At 70.1% G+C, this 18,285-nt stretch carries 15 protein-coding genes; 4 read left to right on the top strand and 11 right to left on the bottom strand.

From position 1 onward, the window contains the following. Nucleotides 1-7: 7 nt before the first annotated feature. From ftsZ to rsmH, 11 genes are all read right to left on the bottom strand, one after another. Nucleotides 8-1,219, bottom strand: coding sequence for a cell division protein FtsZ (ftsZ, locus tag ABT367_RS25110; RefSeq protein ID WP_352255348.1), 1,212 nt, complete (start codon nt 1,217-1,219; stop codon nt 8-10). A 284-nt stretch (nt 1,220-1,503) separates the two neighbouring features. Further along, the gene (locus ABT367_RS25105) at nt 1,504-2,292 is read right to left on the bottom strand and encodes a cell division protein FtsQ/DivIB (protein ID WP_352255347.1); all 789 of its coding nucleotides are present in this window, start codon (nt 2,290-2,292) and stop codon (nt 1,504-1,506) included. Between the two features lie 52 nt (nt 2,293-2,344). Further along, complete coding sequence (gene murG, locus ABT367_RS25100; protein WP_352255346.1) at nt 2,345-3,439, bottom strand: undecaprenyldiphospho-muramoylpentapeptide beta-N-acetylglucosaminyltransferase; 1,095 nt, start codon at nt 3,437-3,439, stop codon at nt 2,345-2,347. Between the two features lie 6 nt (nt 3,440-3,445). Then, nucleotides 3,446-4,732 carry a putative lipid II flippase FtsW gene (gene ftsW, locus ABT367_RS25095; protein WP_352255345.1) on the bottom strand — a complete coding sequence of 429 codons (1,287 nt, stop codon included), beginning with the start codon at nt 4,730-4,732 and terminating at the stop codon, nt 3,446-3,448. 115 nt (nt 4,733-4,847) lie between these two features. Then, nucleotides 4,848-6,269, bottom strand: coding sequence for a UDP-N-acetylmuramoyl-L-alanine--D-glutamate ligase (gene murD / locus ABT367_RS25090; protein ID WP_352255344.1), 1,422 nt, complete (start codon nt 6,267-6,269; stop codon nt 4,848-4,850). Then, the gene (gene mraY, locus ABT367_RS25085; protein WP_352255343.1) at nt 6,266-7,336 is read right to left on the bottom strand and encodes a phospho-N-acetylmuramoyl-pentapeptide-transferase; all 1,071 of its coding nucleotides are present in this window, start codon (nt 7,334-7,336) and stop codon (nt 6,266-6,268) included. The genes murD and mraY overlap by 4 nt, the downstream gene beginning before the upstream one ends. Next, on the bottom strand, nt 7,333-8,727 hold the full coding sequence (locus tag ABT367_RS25080) for a UDP-N-acetylmuramoyl-tripeptide--D-alanyl-D-alanine ligase (RefSeq protein ID WP_352255341.1): 1,395 nt from the start codon (nt 8,725-8,727) through the stop codon (nt 7,333-7,335). The genes mraY and ABT367_RS25080 overlap by 4 nt, the downstream gene beginning before the upstream one ends. Nucleotides 8,728-8,731: 4 nt before the next feature. Then, nucleotides 8,732-10,420: a UDP-N-acetylmuramoyl-L-alanyl-D-glutamate--2,6-diaminopimelate ligase gene (locus tag ABT367_RS25075; protein ID WP_352255340.1), complete on the bottom strand. Its 1,689-nt coding sequence runs from the start codon at nt 10,418-10,420 to the stop codon at nt 8,732-8,734. Between the two features lie 66 nt (nt 10,421-10,486). After that, nucleotides 10,487-12,442: a peptidoglycan D,D-transpeptidase FtsI family protein gene (locus ABT367_RS25070; protein ID WP_352255339.1), complete on the bottom strand. Its 1,956-nt coding sequence runs from the start codon at nt 12,440-12,442 to the stop codon at nt 10,487-10,489. A gap of 4 nt (nt 12,443-12,446) precedes the next feature. Further along, entirely contained in the window at nt 12,447-13,010 is a 564-nt protein-coding gene (locus ABT367_RS25065; protein WP_352255338.1) for an FtsB family cell division protein, read from the bottom strand. A gap of 22 nt (nt 13,011-13,032) precedes the next feature. Further along, a complete protein-coding gene (gene rsmH / locus ABT367_RS25060; RefSeq protein ID WP_352255337.1) occupies nt 13,033-13,989 on the bottom strand; it encodes a 16S rRNA (cytosine(1402)-N(4))-methyltransferase RsmH in 957 nt (318 codons plus the stop codon). Between the two features lie 402 nt (nt 13,990-14,391). Here rsmH and ABT367_RS25055 point away from each other — a divergent pair, with 402 nt between their 5' ends. The 4 genes from ABT367_RS25055 to ABT367_RS25040 form a co-directional block, all read left to right on the top strand. Next, nucleotides 14,392-14,940: a beta-class carbonic anhydrase gene (locus ABT367_RS25055; RefSeq protein ID WP_352255336.1), complete on the top strand. Its 549-nt coding sequence runs from the start codon at nt 14,392-14,394 to the stop codon at nt 14,938-14,940. 250 nt (nt 14,941-15,190) lie between these two features. Then, complete coding sequence (locus ABT367_RS25050) at nt 15,191-16,249, top strand: AAA family ATPase (RefSeq protein ID WP_352255335.1); 1,059 nt, start codon at nt 15,191-15,193, stop codon at nt 16,247-16,249. Further along, on the top strand, nt 16,249-17,640 hold the full coding sequence (locus ABT367_RS25045; protein ID WP_352255334.1) for a DUF58 domain-containing protein: 1,392 nt from the start codon (nt 16,249-16,251) through the stop codon (nt 17,638-17,640). Before ABT367_RS25050 ends, ABT367_RS25045 begins: the two co-directional genes overlap by 1 nt. Then, nucleotides 17,637-18,285 (top strand): DUF3488 domain-containing protein (locus ABT367_RS25040; protein ID WP_352255333.1); only part of this gene is annotated, 649 nt, incomplete at its 3' end. The genes ABT367_RS25045 and ABT367_RS25040, both read left to right, overlap by 4 nt.

Genomic DNA, 18,285 nt, shown 5'->3' with positions numbered 1-18,285 from the left:
ACCGGTGTCACTTCAGGAAGTCCGGTACGTCCAGCTCCTCGGCCTGGGTGTCCTGGTAGGGACGGGCCGGCGGGACCTGCGGCGGGGCGATCGGCGCGGCCGGGGCGTCGGCCGGCTTGGCCTCCGCGACCGGCTCGGGTGCCGAGGTCTCCTCGCGCGGGGTCACGCTGCCGAGGCCGCCGAACGCGGGGCGGGAGTCGGTGCGTGCCGGGGTCGGCTCCTCGCGCTTGGTCGAGGATGCCCCGATCACGTTGTCCCGCTTCGCCGGCGGCTGGCCGCCGTCGAAGCCGGCCGCGATGACCGTGACCCGGACCTCGTCGCCGAGCGCGTCGTCGATGACCGCGCCGAAGATGATGTTGGCCTCGGGGTGCGCGGCCTCGCTCACCAGCTGGGCGGCCTCGTTGATCTCGAAGAGACCGAGGTCGCTGCCGCCGGAGATGGAGAGCAGCACACCGCGGGCGCCGTCGATGGACGCCTCGAGGAGCGGCGAGGAGATCGCCATCTCCGCGGCGGCCACCGCGCGGTCGTCGCCGCGCGCCGAGCCGATGCCCATGAGCGCCGAACCCGCCTCGGACATCACGGACTTGACGTCCGCGAAGTCCAGGTTGATCAGGCCGGGCGTGGTGATGAGGTCGGTGATGCCCTGGACACCCGAGAGCAGCACCTGGTCCGCGGACTTGAACGCGTCCAGGACGCTGACCTGGCGGTCCGAGATGGACAGCAGGCGGTCGTTGGGGATGACGATGAGGGTGTCGACCTCTTCGCGGAGTTCGGCGATGCCGTCCTCCGCCTGGTTGGCACGCCGGCGCCCCTCGAAGGTGAACGGCCGGGTGACCACACCGATGGTGAGGGCGCCGAGCGAGCGGGCGATGTTGGCGACGACGGGTGCGCCGCCTGTGCCGGTGCCGCCGCCTTCGCCGGCGGTGACGAAGACCATGTCGGCCCCCTTGAGGACCTCCTCGATCTCCTCACGGTGGTCTTCTGCGGCCTTGCGGCCGACGGCGGGGTTGGCGCCGGCGCCGAGTCCGCGGGTGAGTTCACGGCCGACGTCGAGCTTGACGTCGGCGTCGCTCATCAACAGGGCTTGCGCGTCGGTGTTGATGGCGATGAACTCGACACCCTTGAGACCGACCTCGATCATCCGGTTGATGGCATTGACACCACCGCCGCCGACACCGATGACTTTGATGACTGCGAGGTAGTTCTGCGGTGCTGCCACGTCGAAGGCCTCTCGCCTCGAGTTACGTGCGTCGCCTCGCCGGTCGAGCGAGCGACGACTGATGCCGAATTGGGACGGTCCGAGCGCCGACCCGAACCCTAACGCTGAAGTTTAGGGTTACCAGTGCGTCTGTTGCTGGTCTTTGTCTGACCCTTCCGAACAGGACACTAAGTCGACAAGTGGCGCGCGTTCAACGAACACGCCGAACCTCCCGTTTTTCTTTTCACCCTATGTGATCAGCCGTTGCGCTGACCAACCAGGGTGCTGGCCAGCACCTATGTGCGTCAACTCCCTGATACGGCAGGGGAAGTGGGGGCGCTCACATCGAAGTGACCGGCATCCGGAGCCGCTTTCATCAGCGCGGTCAACGCGGCGGCCTTCGACTCACCCTTCTCGCTGCTTCCCCAGTCGACGGTCCGTCCGTCGCTCAACTCCAGGGAGATGGAGTCATATGAACGCACTTCCATGGTGCGGGTACGGGAGGCCACCGCCGGCGGGATGTCGCGGGCCACTTCCACCGCTTCGACGAGCAGCCGGTCGATGCCGAAGCGATGCAGACTCGGCGAGCGGTCGGCGGTCAATTGCAGCTTCGGTACGTTCTTCGGGGCGCTCGTGACAGTCGCGAACCGCACGCCTTCCGCGTCCACTTCGACGAACTTGCCGTCCTTTTCAAGGAGCAGAACCGGCTTGCGTTCGGTCACTTTCAGCGCGATTCCGTGCGGCCAGGAACGCACCGCGTCAACGGAGTCGATACGGGGCAGTTGTCGCCGCAACCGGTCCTCAATCGCCTCGGTGTCGACGGAAATCAGTGGTGCGCCGACCGGAACGGACGCGGCGTCGAGCACCTGTTCCGGGGTCAGCACCTGGGTCCCCGAAGTCGTCACGCGCTCCACGCGCAGCCACTCCGAGCCGTAAAGGAGCCAGACGACTCCCCCGCCCAGGACCGTCACGAGGACGGCGACGGCGAGCAGCAGCCGGGGGGAGGGAAGGCGGCGGCCGGGGGAAGGCCGCGGCGGGCGGGCCGGGGCCTTCGGCCGCTGCCGTTCTCCGGTGACAGCTGAGGGTCCGGCCACGCTCGCCTGCCTTCTCACGCCCTGTGGCGTGCCGCTTCGTCCGGTCGCATGCTCACGCCCGGTGGCGTGCCGCGATCGCCTCGTACACCATGCCGACCAGAAGTTCGTCGGCGTCCCGGCGGCCGAACTCCGAGGCGGCGCGGGACATCTCGAACAACCGGTGCGGATCGGCGAGGACGGGCAGCACATTGTGCTGGACCCATTCCGGCGTCAGTTCCGCGTCGTCGACGAGGAGTCCGCCGCCCGCCTTGACCACCGGCTGGGCGTTCAGCCGCTGTTCGCCGTTGCCGATGGGCAGCGGGACGTAGGCGGCCGGGAGTCCGACGGCGGAGAGTTCGGCGACGGTCATCGCGCCCGCACGGCAGAGCATCATGTCGGCCGCGGCGTACGCGAGGTCCATCCGGTCCACGTACGGTACCGGGATGTACGGGGGCATCCCCGGCATCTGCTGTACCTGCGGCAGTTCGTTCTTCGGGCCGACCGCGTGCAGGATCTGGATGCCCGCCTGCTGCAGGTACGGGGCCGCCTGCTGGACGACCTCGTTCAGGCGGCGGGCGCCCTGCGAGCCGCCAGAGACCAGCAGCGTGGGCAAGTTGGGGTCGAGACCGAACGCGGCGCGTGCCTCGGGGCGGACCCGGGCGCGGTCGAGGGTCGCGATGGTGCGGCGCAGCGGAATGCCGATGTAGCGCGAGCCGCGCAGCTTGCTGTCCGGCGTGGAGACCGCAACGGCCGCGGCGTAGCGCGAGCCGATCTTGTTGGCCAGACCGGGCCGCGCGTTGGCCTCGTGCACGATGATCGGCACGCCCAGGCGCTTGGCCGCGAAGTACGCGGGCAGCGCCACGTATCCGCCGAAGCCGCACACGGCGTCGGCCTTGGTGCGCTCCAGGATCTGCTCGGCGGCCTTGATGGTGCCGCGCAGCCGGCCCGGGACCGTGAGCAGTTCGGGGGTGGGCTTGCGCGGGAGCGGTACGGCGGGGATCAGCGCGAGTTCATAGCCGCGCTCGGGTACGAGCCGGGTCTCGAGTCCACGCTCCGTGCCCAGGGCCGTGATGCCCATGGTCGGGTCCTGCCTGCGCAGGGCGTCCGCGAGGGCGAGCGCGGGCTCGATGTGGCCGGCGGTCCCCCCACCGGCGAGTACGACATGCACCGAAATTCACCGCTCTCCGGACGGTCGCGCCTTGGCACGCCGTCGCATCGTGTTCCATCTCCCCGCAGACCGCTTCTTACCAGAGGCTGCCGACCTCATGGCAAGTGCGGCCCGGGCCGCGGGTTCATCGCGCGCGAACGCGATGAGCAGACCGATCGCGAACATGGTCGGCAGCAGGGCCGAGCCTCCGTAGGAGAACAGCGGGAGCGGGACACCGGCGATCGGCAGCAGACCGAGCACCGCACCGATGTTGACCACGGCCTGGGCCGTGATCCAGGTGGTCACACCTCCCGCGGCGTACCTCACGAAGGGCTCCTCCGTGCGTCCGGCCACGCGGATACCCGCATAGCCTAGAGCCGCGAAGAGACCGAGTACGGACAGCGTCCCCGCCAGGCCGAGCTCCTCCCCGGTGATGGCGAAGATGAAGTCCGTGTGGGGTTCAGGCAGTTGGCCCCATTTTTCCACACTGGCACCCAGACCGGAACCGAAGAATCCGCCCGAGGCGAGCGCGTAGATTCCGTGCAGAGCCTGCCAGCACTGATCGCCGGGACCGGCGTCCGAGGCGCCCAGACAGGCAAGACGGGCCATACGGTTCGGGCTGGTCCGGATCAGGATGAAGCCGAGCAGACCGGCGACCGCGAGCACACCGCCGAAGAGCCGGGTCGGTGCGCCGGCGAGCCAGAGCAGGCCGAAGAGGATGGCCGTGAGAATGATCGCGGTGCCCATGTCGCCGCCGAGCATGATCAGGCCGAGCAGCATGAACGTCACCGGAACGAGCGGCACCAGCATGTGCTTCCACTGCGTCAGCATCTGCCGGTCGCCCTTGCGGGCGAGCAGGTCCGCGCCCCACAGCACCAGCGCCAGCTTGCCGAACTCGCTGGGCTGCAGCTGGAACGGGCCGCCGAGCGAGATCCAGTTCTGGTTGCCGTTGACCGCATGCCCTATCCCCGGCACCTGCACGAGGATCATCAGGAAGACGCTGCCGACGAGGATCGGATACGCGAGCGCGCGGTGCAGCCGTACCGGCATCCGCATCGCGACGATCAGCAGGATCGTGCCGAGCACGGCGGCGAGGAACTGCTTGCGGAAGAAGTACGAAGGCGACAGGGAGTACTCGAGCGCCTGGATCTGCGAGGCCGAGTAGACCATCACGAGCCCGAGGGTCGTGATCAGCAGACTGCCGCCGAGGATCAGGTAGTACGCGGTCAGCGGCCGGTCCCAGGCCCGCTTGGCCTGCTCGTAGAGCCGTCTGAGCTGCCCGAGGGCGCCCGGCGGACGGCCGGGGCCCGACATACGCGGCCGCGGCCTCGACGAGGGCCGCCGCACTGTGCCGGAACGGCTCGCACCCATCTCGTGTCCCCTCCAGTCGTCGCCGCCGCCCCCGCCGGGCGTGACTGCTCGGACAGGGCTAGGCGGTCTCGGCGGCAAGCTCGCGGACCGCGTCCGCGAACGCCTCGCCGCGCTTGTTGTAGTTCACGAACATGTCCATCGACGCGCAGGCCGGCGCCATGAGGACCGTGTCCCCCGGCTGCGCGAGCCGTGCCGCCTCGCGGACCGCCGCGGACATCGCCCCAGTGTCGGCCCGTTCGAGGTCGACGACCGGGACGTCCGGCGCGTGTCGCGCAAGGGCTTCGGCGATCAGCGCGCGGTCGGCGCCGATGAGGACGGCGCCACGGAGTCGCTTGGCCGACTTCTGGACGAGTTCGTCGAAGGTGGCGCCCTTCGCGAGCCCGCCCGCGATCCAGACGATGGACTCATACGCGGCCAACGAGGCTTCGGCGGCATGGGTGTTGGTCGCCTTGGAGTCGTCCACGTAGGACACCCCTGCCACGTCCTCGACGTGCGCGATGCGGTGCGCGTCCGGACGGAAGGCGCGCAGACCCTCCCGTACGGCAGCGGGCTGGACGCCGTAGGCGCGCGCAAGGGCCGCGGCCGCAAGGGCGTTGGCGATGTTGTGCGGGGCCGGCGGGTTGACGTCGGCGACCTCGGCGAGTTCCTGGGCGTTCTTCTGGCGGTTCTCGACGAAGGCGCGGTCGACCAGGAGGCCCTCCACCACACCGAGTTCGGAGGGACCCGGGGTGCCGAGGGTGAAGCCGATCGCGCGGCAGCCCTCCTCGACGTCGGCCTCGACGACCAGGTCCTCCGTGGCCTTGTCCGCCACGTTGTAGACGCAGGCGACCTGGTTGCCCTCGTAGATACGGCCCTTGTCGGCGGCGTACGCCTCCATCGAGCCGTGCCAGTCCAGGTGGTCCGGCGCGAGGTTCAGGACAGCAGCGGAGTGGGCCCGAAGGGAGGGCGCCCAGTGCAGTTGGTAGCTCGACAGCTCCACGGCGAGCACGTCGTACGCGTCGTCGCCTTCGAGGACCACGTCGACGATCGGGGTGCCGATGTTGCCGACCGCCGCGGTCTTCAGACCGGCCGCGCGCAGGATCGACGCCAGCATCTGGGTCGTGGTGGTCTTGCCGTTGGTGCCGGTGATCGCGAGCCACGGGGCCGCGTCCGGGCCACGGAGCAGCCAGGCGAGCTCGACGTCGCCCACCACGTCCACGCCCGCTTCGAGAGCGGCGGCGAACAGGGGCGACGAGGGCTTCCAGCCCGGCGAGGTGACCACCAAGGAAGTGCCCTCGGGCAGGGTTTCGGCATCTCCCAGACGTACGGAGATACCGTCCGCCTCAAGGGCCGCCGCCCGCTCCTTGTGCACATCGCCCGAGCCGCCGTCCACGACGGTCACCGAAGCGCCGAGGCCGGCCAGGGCGCGGGCGGCGCTGATGCCGCTCACGCCGAGACCGGCGACGGTGACGTGCTTGCCCTCCACAGACAGAGAGGTCACTTGTTGTTCGCCCAACCTGCGTAGAAGAGACCGAGACCGACGATCACGCACATGCCCTGGATGATCCAGAAGCGGACCACCACAAGGACTTCGGACCACCCCTTGAGTTCGAAGTGGTGCTGCAGCGGTGCCATGCGGAAGACGCGCTTGCCGGTGAGGCGGAACGAGCCGACCTGGATGACCACGGACAGGGTGATGAGGACGAACAGGCCGCCGAGCAGGGCGAGAAGCAGCTCCGTACGGGAGCAGATCGCAAGGCCGGCGAGCGCGCCGCCGAGGGCGAGCGAGCCGGTGTCGCCCATGAAGATCTTGGCGGGCGAGGTGTTCCACCACAGGAAGCCGAAGCAGGAGCCCATCAGGGCGGAGGCCACGATCGCGAGGTCGAGCGGGTCACGTACCTCGAAGCAGGCCGAGGGGTTGGTGAGCGTCGTCGCGTTGGCGCAGGACTCCTGGAACTGCCAGACACCGATGAAGGTGTACGCACCGAAGACCATCACCGAGGCGCCGGTCGCCAGACCGTCGAGGCCGTCGGTGAGGTTCACACCGTTCGACATCGCCAGGATCATGAACAGCGCCCAGATGACGAACAGCACGGGGCCGATCGACCAGCCGAAGTCCTGCACGAACGAAATCTTCATCGAGGCAGGGGTGTTGCCGCGGATGTCCGCGAACTGCAGGGCGAGCACCGCGAAGGTGATGCCGACGATCAGCTGTCCTGCCATCTTCGCCTTGGCCCGCAGACCGAGCGAACGCCGCTTGATGATCTTGATGTAGTCGTCGAGGAAGCCGACCAGACCCATGCCCGCCATCAGGAAGAGCACCAGGAGACCCGAGAAGGTGGTCGGCGCTCCCGTGATCAGCTTCGTGGCGAAGTACGCGATGATCGTCGCCAGGATGAAGGCGATACCGCCCATCGTCGGCGTACCGCGCTTGCTGGCGTGCTCGCGCGGGCCGTCGTCGCGGATGTACTGCCCGTAGCCCTTCTTCGCGAGCAGCTTGATGAGCAGCGGCGTGCCGATCAGGGTCAGGAAAAGACCGATGACACCGGAGAAGAGAATCTGCCTCATCGGCCGGAGACCTCACCCTCGAGCAGTGCGAGCGCGACCTGTTCCAGGCCCACCGACCTGGAAGCCTTCACGAGCACGACGTCCCCCGGGCGCAGCTCGCTGCGCAGTAGGTCGACAGCCGCCTGTGCGTCGGACACGTGCACCGACTCCTCACCCCACGAACCCTCGTTGTATGCGCCCAGTTGCAGCCAGGACGCTTCCCTGTCCCCGACCGCGACGAGCTTGCTCACGTTGAGACGGACGGCGAGCCGTCCGACCGCGTCGTGCTCGGGCAGCGCTTCGTCGCCGAGCTCGGCCATCTTGCCGAGCACCGCCCACGTCCGGCGGCCGTTCGCCATGGCGGCGAGGGCGCGCAGCGCGGCCCGCATGGATTCGGGGTTCGCGTTGTAGGCGTCGTTGACGACGGTCACACCGTCCGCGCGCTCGGTGACCTCCATACGCCAGCGGGACAGGTTTCCCGCCCCGGAGAGCGCGGTCGCGATCTCGTCGGCGGACATACCCAGGTCATGGGCGACGGCGGCCGCGGCGAGCGCGTTCGACACGTGGTGCTCACCGTACAGGCGCAAGGTCACCTCGCTGCACCCGGTAGGCGTGTGCAGCGTGAAGGCGGGCTGCCCCTGGTCGGTGAGCCGGACGTTCTCGGCACGTACGTCCGCGTCGTCCGCCTCTCCGAAGAAGAGCACCTTCGCCTTCGTACGGGAGGACATGGCGCGTACGAGCGGATCGTCCGCGTTGAGGACCGCCGTGCCGTCGGCCGGCAGGGCCTCCACCAACTCGCCCTTGGCCTGGGCGATCTGCTCACGGCCGCCGAACTCGCCGATGTGCGCGGTGCCGACGTTCAGCACCAGGCCGATCTTCGGCGGGGTCAGACCCGTGAGATAGCGGATGTGGCCGATGCCGCGGGCGCCCATCTCCAGGACGAGGTGCCTGGTGGTGGTGTCCGCGGTGAGCGCGGTGAGCGGCAGGCCGATCTCGTTGTTGAGGGAGCCGGGCGTCCAGACCGTGGGCGCGTGGTGCTGCAGCACCTGCGCGATCAGGTCCTTGGTGGACGTCTTGCCCGCGGAGCCGGTGAGCGCGACGACCTCGGTGCCCAGGCGCTGCACCACGGTGCGGGCGAGGGTGCCGAGTGCGGTCTGGACGTCGTCGACCACGATCGCGGGCACGCCGAGCGGCCGGGTGGCGAGCACCGCGGCCGCTCCGGAGGCGATGGCCTTGTCCGCGTAGTCATGGCCGTCGACATGCTCGCCGGCGAACGCGGCGAAGAGTCCGCCGGGTTCCACCTTGCGCGAGTCGATGACGACGGAGCCGGTGACCTCACGGCCGGTGTCCGGTATGTCGTGGGGCTGCCCGCCGGTGATGGTGGCGATCTCGGCGAGGGAGAGGGCGATCACAGCTTCATCCCCGGGGGTTCTGGGCGGCTGCGCGGTGGCGCCGGATTGCGGTCCGCAGCACGTCTCGGTCGTCGAAGGGGCGTACCACCCCGTTGATGTCCTGGCCCTGTTCATGGCCCTTGCCGGCGACGAGCACGGTGTCACCGGGCTCGGCACGGGCGACCACCGCGGTGATCGCGGCGGCCCGGTCCTCGAACAGGACCACGTCGCCACGCTCGTGCACGGGCACCTCGGCGGCGCCCGCGATCATCGTGGCGAGGATCGCGAGGGGGTCCTCGGAGCGCGGGTTGTCGGAGGTGAGCACGGCGGTGTCCGCGAGCCGCGCGGCCGCCGCACCCATCGGGGCGCGCTTGGTCTTGTCCCGGTCGCCGCCGCAGCCGAGCACGATGTGCAGCTTGCCCTCGGTGACCTTGCGCAGGGCGCGCAGGACCGATTCGACGGCGTCCGTCTTGTGGGCGTAGTCGACGACGGCGAGATACGGCTGCCCCTCGTCGACCCGCTCCAGGCGGCCCGGTACGCCGGGCACGGCAGCGATGCCGTCGGCGGCGGTCTGCGGGTCGATGCCCGCGGCGGCAAGGGCGACGATCGCGGCGAGGGTGTTGGCCACGTTGAAGGGGCCGGCCAGCGGGGACTTGGCGGCGATGCGCTCGCCCTTCGGGCCGATCACCGTGAACGCGGAGTCCATCGGGCCGACTTCGACCTGCTCGGCGCGCCAGTCGGCGTCCGGGTGGCCCTCGGCGGAGAAGGTGACGACCGGGACGGTCGCCTCCTTGGCGAGCCTGCGGCCGTACTCGTCATCGAAGTTGACGATGCCGAGCTTGGACCGCTTCGGCGTGAAGAGCTGCGCCTTCGCCTGGAAGTAGTCCTCCATGTCGGAGTGGAACTCCATGTGTTCCGGGCTCAGGTTGTTGAAGACGGCGATGTCGAAGACGCAGCCGTCCACGCGCCCGAGCACCAGGGCGTGGCTGGAGACCTCCATGGCGACCGAGTCGGCGCCGCGCTCGCGCATCACCGCGAACAGGGCCTGCAGATCGGTCGCTTCGGGCGTGGTCCGCTCGGACTTGATGCGCTCGTCACCGATGCGCATCTCGACCGTGCCGATGAGACCGGTGTTGCGGCCGGCCGCCTTGAGTCCGCCTTCGACCAGATACGCGGTCGTCGTCTTGCCCGACGTACCGGTGATCCCGATCTGCAGCAGGTCCTCGCCGGGCCGCCCGTAGATCGTGGCCGCGAGCTCGCCCATCCGGCCGCGCGGGTCACCGGCGACCAGGACCGGCAGGCCGGTGGCCGACGCGCGGGGCAGGCCCGCCGGGTCGGTGAGGATCGCCACGGCGCCGAGATCGGCGGCCTGCGCGGCGAAGTCCGCGCCGTGGACACGGGCTCCGGGCAGCGCGGCGTAGATGTCACCGGGGCGTACCGCACGGGAGTCGTGCGTGATGCCGGTGACGTCGGCGGCGGCGGGGGCGTCGACACCCAGTGCGGCGGCGAGGTCGGCGAGGGTGCTCGCCGCGACCCGCTCCGGCCGCGGCGGTCCCGGGTAGGTCACGGGGCCGCCCTCACGGGTGGTGGGGGACTGATCAGCGTGTGGCACGGCGGTGAGCGTACCGGGCGCGGGTGGCCGGGGGCGAAATGGGGCGGCGTGGCCGGCCGACTGCTCGGCCTGGTTCCCGGGGCCCGGGGTGATCGTTGTCACGGCGGCGGTACCTGTTCAGTGCTCGTGGGGGATCTGCGTACGCGGGGTTACCGGAGGTCCGTCGGGTCAGTCCTCCGGTTTGAACTTGACGGGGAGCCCGGGCGCCTTGGCGCCGGACGGGGCCACCTGAAGGGTCTTCAGGGCGAACTCCATGACCTGCTTGTAGATGGGGGCGCAGATCTGGCCGCCGAAGTAGTTGCCCTTGGTCGGGTTCTGTACGACGCAGTAGACGGCGAGCCGGGGCTTGTCTGCGGGGGCGAAACCGGCGAACGAGGACGTGTAGCCGTTGTAGCGGCCGGTCTCCGGGTCGACCCGGTTCGCGGTGCCGGTCTTGCCGGCCACCCGGTAGCCCTCGATCTGCGCCTTGGTGCCGGTGCCCTCCGGGTCGTCGACCACGGACTGCAGCATCTCGGAGAGCGTCTTGGCGGTGCCCTCGCTGATGACCCGGGTCTTCTTCGGCTCGTCCCCGGGCGTGAACCGGCCGTCGGGGCCCTTCTTCCCGCGTACGAGAGAAGGCTCCACGCGGACGCCGCCGTTGGCGACGGTCGAGTACATGGAGACGGCCTGTACGGCGTTGAGCGAATAGCCCTGGCCGAACGGGACCGTGTACTGCGTGGACGTCGACCACTCCTCGGGCTTGTGCAGGAGGCCCGGGGTCTCGCCGGGGAAGCCGGTGCCGGTCTTCTGGCCCATGCCGAACTTGCGCAGGTAGTCGTACAGGACCTTGTTGGCGTCCTTCTGCGTCTTGCCGAGCTGCTGGGTCGCGAGGATCGTGCCGATGTTGGAGGACTTCGCGAGAACGCCGCTCAGGGTGAGGTACCAGGTCTCGTGGTCGATGTCGTCGCGGAAGAGACGGTCGCCGCGGTGGAGGCGGTTGGGCACCGTGACATGGGTGTCGGGTGCGGCGGCCTTCTCCTCGAGTACGGCGGCCATCGAGATCAGCTTGCTGGTCGAACCGGGCTCGTAGGCGTCCTGCAGGGCAGGGTTGCCGAGGTTCTTGACGCTGGCCTTGGAGAGGTCGTTGGGGTCGAAGCCGGGCGCGTTGGCGAGCGCCAGGATCTCGCCGGTCTTCGTGTCCTGGACGACGACGTAACCGCGGTCGGCCTTGGACTTGGCCACCTGGTCCTCGATGGCCTTCTGCGCCACGTACTGGATGTCGCGGTCGAGCGTGAGCTCCACGTCCGAGCCGGGCACGGCGGGGGTCTCGCTGCTGCCCGCGGTCGGTACACGGCGGCCGCCGGACTGGGCATAGGTGATCATGCCGTCCTCGCCCGCGAGGTCCTTGTCCAGCTGCGACTCGATACCGCCGCCGCCCTTGCCCTCGGCGTTGACCCAGCCCAGTATCCCGGCGGCGAGATCGCCGTTCGGATAGAGCCGCTTGCTGCTCGGCTCCTGGAAGATCCCGGCCAGGACGCCGCCGGTCTTGGGGTTCTTGTCGGCGAGCGCGCTCTTCAGATCCTTGATCTGGTTCCAGACCTGCGGGGTCTGGCGGCGGGCGAGGAGGGCGTAGCGCTTCTTGTGGTCCTTGAGCTTGTCCGCGAGGTCGGCCGCTTCCTTGCCCAGGATCGGCGCGAGCAGCGCTGCCGCCTGCTCGGGCGCGTCCTTGGTCTCGGTGGCCTCCTCCGAGAACATCTTCGGGTCCGCGGTGATGTCGTAGGCGTCGACGCTGGTCGCGAGCTCATAGCCGTTGCGGTCGGTGATCTGTCCGCGCGTGGCGGCGAGCGTGCTGCTGAAGTACCGGTTCTGCTCCGCCTTGGAGGCGTACACGCTGGCATCGACGGCCTGCACCTGCACCAGTCGTACGACGAAGGCGAGCAGCACCAGGGTCAGGCCGAGGCTCACCAGGCGCAGCCGGGGGCGGGGGCTGCCGAGCCGGATCAGGGCCGGCGCGGGCTTGCGCGACCCGGTCTGCGGGCGGCGGGCCGCCGGTCTGGCGCCCGGTCCCGGCCGGCGCGGGGCGCCTGGGCGCGGGGGCTTCGCCGGTCCGGGGACGCGGCGGCGCGGTGGTTGCCGGTCGGTCACGAGGTCACCTGCCGGGGGTGGTGGAGGGCGACGGGCTGGTCCGGGGCGCCGCGGACGTGGAGACGCTGGACTCGGGGGACGTGGACACGCTGGACACGGGAGACGTGGACACGTTGGGCGCGGGAGACGTGGAGACGCCGGGCGCCGGGGAGACGGACACGGTGGGCTTCGGAGGCGGGGGCGCCGTGACCGGTGCCGGGGCGGCGCTCGCCTCGCCCGGCGTACCGCGCACCTTGCCGTCCGGGTCGAGGAAGGCCGGCGGTCCGCCCGGCACCATGCCGAGCTCGCGGGCGCGCCGCTCCAAGGCGTCGGGGGCGGAGTAACCGTCGACCTTGGTCTCGAGTTCCTGCTGCTCGTCGGTGAGCTCGGTGGTCTCCTTGCGGAGCTTGCTGAGCTGGAACGAGCCTTCGTTGAGCGCCGAGTTGAGCATCAGGAGCACGATCAGACCGCCGCCGAGCAGCACCACGATGAGCAGCACGAACGGGGTACGGGCCGCCGAAGTGGGTCCTGAGGGAAGCAGCCGGGCGAGCTGTGCGGCCCTCCCCCGCAGCTGCGGCACCCGGCTCACTCGCCCTCCCCCGGTGACGTCCTCACGAAAGGTCCTCCCGGATCCGCTGCGCCCCGCGCAGACGGGCCGGTGCGGCCCGGCGGTTCTCGGCGACTTCTTCCTCGGTGGGCAGTTCGGCGCCGCGCGTGAGCAGCTTCAGGCGCGGCTGGTAGCGCTCGGGCACCACCGGAAGCCCGGGCGGCGCGGTGTTGGCCGCGCCCTCCGCGAACACCTGCTTGACCAGGCGGTCTTCGAGCGAGTGGTACGACAGGACCGCGATCCGGCCGCCGACGTCCAGCGCCTTGACGGCCGCGGGGATCGCGCGCTCCAGGACGGTCAGCTCACCGTTGACCTCGATCCGCAGCGCCTGGAAGGTGCGCTTGGCCGGGTTGCCGCCCGTGCGCTTGGCGGCCTGCGGCAGCGCGTCGCGGATCAGCTCCACGAGCCGGGCGCTGTTGGTGAACGGCTCCTTGTCGCGCTCCCGCACGATCGCGCTGACAATGCGCTTGGCCTGCTTCTCCTCGCCGTACGCCCGCAGGATCCTGACCAGTTCGCCCGGGGGGTAGGTGTTGAGGACCTCGGCGGCGCTCATCCCGGCCGTCTGGTCCATGCGCATGTCCAGCGGTGCGTCCTGGGCGTAGGCGAATCCGCGGTCGGCCTCGTCGAGTTGCATGGACGAGACGCCGAGGTCGAACAGGATGCCCTGGACCTTCGGCAGGCCAAGACGGTCGAGTACGTCGGGGAGTTCGTCGTACACGGCGTGGACGAGGGTGGCCCGTTCGCCGAAGGGTGCGAGCCGATCGCCGGACAGGCGCAGGGCTTCCTTGTCGCGGTCGAGCGCGACGAGGCGGGCCTCGGGGAAGTTCTGGAGCAGGGCCTCGCTGTGTCCGCCGAGGCCGAGGGTGCAGTCGACGACGACCGCCCCGGGCTTGGTGAGCGCGGGGGCCAACAGGTCCAGGCACCGCTGGAGCATCACCGGGACGTGTCGCTGCTCGCTCAACGCACCCTCTCAGGTCGGGTGCGGCCACCACGTGCGGCCGGGTCCCCGCCCGCTCGCAGACGAAGGGGAAGGTCCGCAGGCGCCGGGAAGGAGCCGGCCGACCGGAGCGGGAGGAGGCCGAGCCGTACGTACGACCGCACGCGCGGGGAGACCGTCCTTTTGGGAGAGACGGTCTCCTGTAGATCGGTAACCGCCAGTCGCGTACACGTCTGTCGGTTCGCGTCACTTTAGTCCACCGCCTGTCCCGGTCAATCAACCGGGCGAGCGCGTCGCCCCCGGGCTCGTTCACCCGTACGGGCTCAGTGGTCACTCCCTGTGGAGTGCGTCACGACAAGGCCCTTTGAGGTTCTTTGTCACCTCTCACAGCGGGCTTGTATACACCGTGACCGCTACCTTTTTTCCATGTCGACTTCGCGATCGCTTTCCTCGAGCCCGAACGGTGCCATATCCGGGCAGGGCACCGTCACCGACCGCCTCGTCGAGGCGAACCAGAGCTACGCCGCGGACTTCGTGGACCCGGGCATGGATGCCCGTCCCGTCCTCAAGGTCGCCGTCGTGGCCTGTATGGACGCCCGGCTCGACCTGCACGACGCGCTGGGCCTCGAGCTCGGTGACTGTCACACGATCCGCAATGCGGGCGGTGTGGTCACCGACGACGTGATCCGCTCGCTCACCATCAGCCAGCGTGCGCTCGGCACCCGCAGCGTGGTCCTGATCCACCACACCGGCTGCGGTCTGCTCACCCTGACCGAGGACTTCCGGCACGAGCTCGAGGACGAGGTCGGCCAGCGTCCCTCCTGGGCCGTGGAGGCCTTCCGCGATGTGGACCAGGACGTACGGCAGTCCATGCAGCGCGTGCGGACCTCGCCGTTCCTGCTCCACACCGATGATATCCGCGGCTTCGTCTTCGATGTGAAGACGGGTCTGCTGCACGAGATCGACGCGGCCTGAAAAGTGCCGGGCGCCCCCGCACGGCGCCCGGCGTGCTCCCCCTGAGGACCATCGCGCCGCCCCATAAACCCTCCCAAAACCCGACATAGGACAGTCAGTTGTCCGCAGGCAAGTGACACGAACGGGTAACGGCAACAAGAATGCGGGGGAGGCACCGCACGGGAACCATCCGGCCGCGGTGTCCGTGTTTCGGGGTGGGCCGGGTCGCACAGAGACATCGGCCCGTTTGAACGGGCCGAGGAGGGCCGGGGTGACGACCTATGAAGATCGAGCGAGCCTCACAGATCTGACCACCACCGTGGATCAAGTCCGCAGGTCGGTGGAGGGAGTGATCGAGGGCAAGCCGGAGGTCGTACGGCTTTCGCTGACCGTGCTCCTCGCCGAGGGCCATCTGCTCATCGAGGACGTACCGGGCGTGGGCAAGACCATGCTCGCCAAGGCGCTGGCGCGGTCCATCGACTGCTCGGTGCGGCGTATCCAGTTCACACCGGATCTGCTGCCGTCGGACATCACCGGTGTGTCCATTTTCGACCAGCAGCGCAGGGACTTCGAGTTCAAGCCGGGAGCGATCTTCGCGCAGATCGTGATCGGCGACGAGATCAACCGGGCCTCGCCCAAGACCCAGTCCGCGCTCCTGGAGTCCATGGAGGAGCGACAGGTCACCATCGACGGGCAGACCTATGAACTGCCCAACCCCTTCATGGTCGTGGCGACCCAGAACCCGGTTGAGATGGAGGGCACCTACCCGCTGCCCGAGGCCCAGCGCGACCGCTTCATGGCCCGGGTCTCGATCGGTTACCCCAACGCCGAGGCCGAGCTGCAGATGCTCGATGTGCACGGCGGGGTCTCGCCGCTCGACGATCTGCAGCCGGTGGCCCACGCCCACGACATCGTGAAACTGATCGACGCGGTCCGTAAGGTCCATGTCGCCGATGCCGTACGGCGCTATGCGGTGGAGATCGTCGGCGCCACGCGCAACCACCCCGATCTGAGACTCGGCGCCTCGCCGCGCGCGACGCTGCATCTGCTGCGGGCGGCGAAGGCCTCCGCCGCGCTGAGCGGGCGTGACTACGTACTTCCGGACGATCTGCAGGCGCTCGCCGTCGCCGTGCTCGCGCACCGGCTGCTGCCCACCGCGCAGGCCCAGTTGAACCGGCGTACGGCCGAGCAGGTCGTGCTCGAGATCCTTCAGCGCATCCCGGTGCCGGCCGCGCAGGCGCCCGGCGCGGGCTATCCCCCGGCGCCTTCCGCGCAGATGCCCGGTATGGCGGGCTACGGCCAGCAGCCGCCCGGCGCGCGGAGGCTGTGATGACGGCCGGGGGGCCGGCGCAGGGCACCACGCAGCGGGCCTTTGGCCGGATTTCCCAGTCGGACGACGACAAGGGCGGACTGCGTACCGCCTTCGCAGGCCTGACCACACGCGGCCGGTCGTTCCTGGCCGCCGGGGTGGCCGCGGCCGCGTGCGCGTATGTGCTCGGCCAGGGTGATCTGCTGCGGGTGGGGCTGCTGCTCGCCGTACTGCCGCTGGTCAGCGCGATCGTCCTTTACCGCACCCGCTACCGCGTGGCCGGTTCGCGCCGGCTCTCGCCCGCGCGGGTGCCTGCGGGCTCCGAGTCCCGGGTGCATCTGCGCATGGACAACGTCTCGCGGCTGCCCACCGGGCTCCTGATGCTCCAGGACCGGGTGCCGTACGTGCTCGGTCCGCGGCCGCGCTTCGTACTCGACCGGGTCGAGGCGGGCGGGCGGCGCGAGGTGTCGTACCGGGTGCGCTCCGATCTGCGCGGGCGCTATCCGCTCGGGCCGCTGCAGCTCAGGCTCAGCGATCCGTTCGGGATGTGCGAACTGACCCGGTCCTTCAGCGCGTTCGACACCCTGACGGTGATCCCGAGGGTGGAGGCGCTGCCGCCGGTACGGCTGTCCGGCGAGGCGCAGGGGTACGGGGACGGGCGGCAGCGCTCGCTCGCCCTTGCCGGTGAGGACGATGTGATCCCCCGCGGCTACCGGCACGGCGACGATCTGCGCCGGGTGCACTGGCGCTCCACCGCGAAGTACGGCGAGCTGATGGTGCGCCGCGAGGAGCAGCCGCAACGGGCGCGCTGCACCGTCCTGTTGGACACCCGTCGCATCGCCCACCAGGGTGCGGGCCCCGACTCGGCCTTCGAGTGGGCGGTCTCGGGCGCGGCCTCGGCCCTGGTGCACATGCTGGAACGGGGCTTTTCCGTACGGCTGTTGACCGACACCGGCAACTCCGTGCCCGGCGAAGGCTCCGACGGCTTCGCGGGCTCCACCACGGAGTCGGCGGACGCCGCGGGGATGATGATGGACACGCTCGCCGTGGTCGACCACTCGGACGGCGCGGGCCTCTCACGTGCGTACGACGTGCTGCGCGGCGGGGCCGAAGGGCTGCTCGTCGCGTTCCTCGGCGAGCTCGACGAGGAGCAGGCGGCCGTGGTCGCCCGGATGCGCCAGCGCAGCGGTGCGGCGGTCGCCTTCGTCCTGGACAACGGGGCCTGGGCGCACGGTGCGCAGGCCCCGTCGGCCCAGCTGGAGGAGCGCCTGCGGCTGCTGCGCGAGGCGGGCTGGACGGCGCTCGCGGTACCGCCGGGGCTGCCGCTGCCCGAGCTGTGGAAGCAGGCGGACCGGCAGCGCACGGGCGTCATGGGACGTTCCGAAGCACAAGCAACAGGGGGATGGTCATGAGCGGCCGCACGCGGCTCGCGCTCTGCGCCTTCGCGGCCACGCTGATGGCGGCGTGCGCGCTGCTGCCGCTGGTCAATTCGGCCGCGTGGCTGGTGCAGGGCGCGTTCCTGCTCGCCGCGCAGTCCGGTGTGGGCGCGGCGGCCCGCCGTGTACCGCTGGCGCGTCCGGTGACGGTCGCCGCCCAGGTCCTGGTGACGCTGCTGCTGCTCACCGTGTTCTTCGTACGGGACGAGGCCTTCGGTCTCTTCCTGCCGAGCCCCGACTCCGTCCGGGAGCTCGGGGTGCTGCTGCAGGCCGGTGGCGAGGATGTCGGGCAGTACTCGACTCCGGCGCCGCTGACCGACGGCATCCAGCTGATGCTGGTTGGTGGCGTGCTCCTGATCGGGCTGATCGTGGACGCCCTCGCGGTGACCTTCCGCAGCGCCGCGCCCGCGGGCCTTCCGCTGCTCGCCCTCTACTCGGTCGCGGCCGGGCTGTCGGACGGCGGCGCGGGCTGGCTCTTCTTCGTCCTCGCCGCGGCCGGCTATCTGCTGCTGCTGCTCGCCGAAGGACGCGACCGGCTCTCCCAGTGGGGCCGGGTGTTCGGGGGTGCGCCGCGCCGGGCCAGCGAGTTCTCCTCGGGGCTGGACGGCAGCGGGCCCGCCG

The sequence above is a fragment of the Streptomyces mesophilus genome, assembly GCF_040300965.1.
Lineage (GTDB): Bacteria > Actinomycetota > Actinomycetes > Streptomycetales > Streptomycetaceae > Streptomyces > Streptomyces mesophilus_A.
Note: the sequence above shows the minus strand (reverse complement) of the source record. Positions and strands in the feature narration are given on the sequence as shown.